The organism is Caballeronia sp. LZ003 (assembly GCF_031451465.1).
In the GTDB taxonomy this organism is placed as follows: Bacteria; Pseudomonadota; Gammaproteobacteria; order Burkholderiales; family Burkholderiaceae; genus Caballeronia.
Window position 1 is genome coordinate 1 of the sequence record NZ_JARUXJ010000041.1, and the last position, 1497, is coordinate 1497.

General features: G+C 61.3%; 1 protein-coding gene. It reads left to right on the forward strand.

Translation table 11 applies throughout. From position 1 onward, the window contains the following. Positions 1-213 precede the first annotated feature (213 nt). A partial coding sequence (locus QCE79_RS32735; RefSeq protein WP_309851557.1) for a phage tail length tape measure family protein occupies positions 214-1497 on the forward strand: 1284 nt, incomplete at its 3' end.

A 1497-nucleotide genomic window follows, 5' to 3' on the forward strand; every position in this document is an offset into this window, starting at 1 on the left:
CGGAGCGCACGCTTGCGCGCGCGATTCGAGAGATCGAGTTCGGCAGTTCGCGCACGCCTGCGCAACCCTTCATTCGCCCTGCCTTCGATGCCAAGAAGTGTGAAGCAGCTCGGAAAATAGCTGAAGTGGTCGAGCGGGAGTTAAAGGAGGCCGGCTGTGACAAATGAAGTCGTCACGCGTGTCAGTGTCGATGCGAGTGGTTTCGAAGCAGGCATGGAGCGCACCAAGCGGGCCGCGAGCGGGTTCGTGGCGCGTCAGCAAGCGAGCGCGAGCAAGTATGAGGCGTCTCAGCAGCAGATGGCAGCAAGCAGCACCATCACGGCCCGCGCGCTTGAAGAAGCTGCGAGGTCCGGCAGTGCCGCGACGGCACGGCAGGTAAGCGCTGCGGTGAGGGGATTCGAGAAGGTTGCGGATACAGCAGGTAAGACGCGCTTTGATCTGATGCGATTGAGAGCGGCAAATCTTGGCATTGCCGAGTCTGCGGAGCCTTTGATTGCAAAAGCCGAGGCGGCCTCCAAAGCGATGCATCACTTAGGTGCAGGCTCGGTAGCGGCTCGACGCGAGCTCTTTGTGCTGGGTCACGAGGCGATGCAGGGCAGCTGGAAAAACTTCATGGGTTCGCTCATGGTGCTGGCCGAGCGCATCGATGTGTTGCCGATGTTGTGCGGGCCGGCGGGCGTAGCGCTCGGCGCGCTGGGCGCAAGCGGCTATGCTGCCTATCATGCGATTCATTCGTTGACCGAGCAGCAGGAAAAGCTTGATCGCGCAATGCTGCTCACGGGCAACTATGCAGCGCTCACGCAGGGCAAGTTGCAGGCGTATTCCGACATTATCTCTCGTCGCGTGGGCGTCTCGGTCAGCGAGGCGCGCGATGCGCTGATGGCGCTGGCCAGTTCGGGGCATGTGGCCGGAGCGGATATGCAGCACGCGGGTGAGAGCGTTGCGGCCTACGCAAAAGTTTCGGGCCAGGCGGTCGAGGAGGTCGCCCGCCAGTTTCTGCAATCGTACGGTCATGCAGCGGACGCTGCGCGCAAGTGGCGCGAGGACCATCACGATCTTGGACAAGCGCAGATCGACCATATTCGCATCCTTGAGTTGTCGGGTGACAAGGCAGGAGCTTGGGCGGCGTTCGTGCAGGCGGCAAGCGCGAGGGCACGCCAGGCAGTGGCGTCCGACAACCGCGAGATGGCGCAAAGCTATGAAACGCTCGGCCAGAAGTGGGACCGTTTCTGGCGAGCCATGACGGGCAAAGGCGACGCTTTGCAAAAGGCGCAGGACGAGCTGGCAGCGGCGCGCTCGGCGCTGCTCGATCCCGAGTTAAATCCCGGCGGGATGAACACGGAGGCGTTCGACAAGAAGATCAAAGCGCTTGAGCAGTTGCAGCAGACATTGCTTAACGCGAGTGAAAAAAACGATCCGCATCAAAAGAGCGTTGAGACGTTCAAGGCGATGATGGATCATCATGCCGAGTACATGAAATCGGCGCGCTCGCGGCAG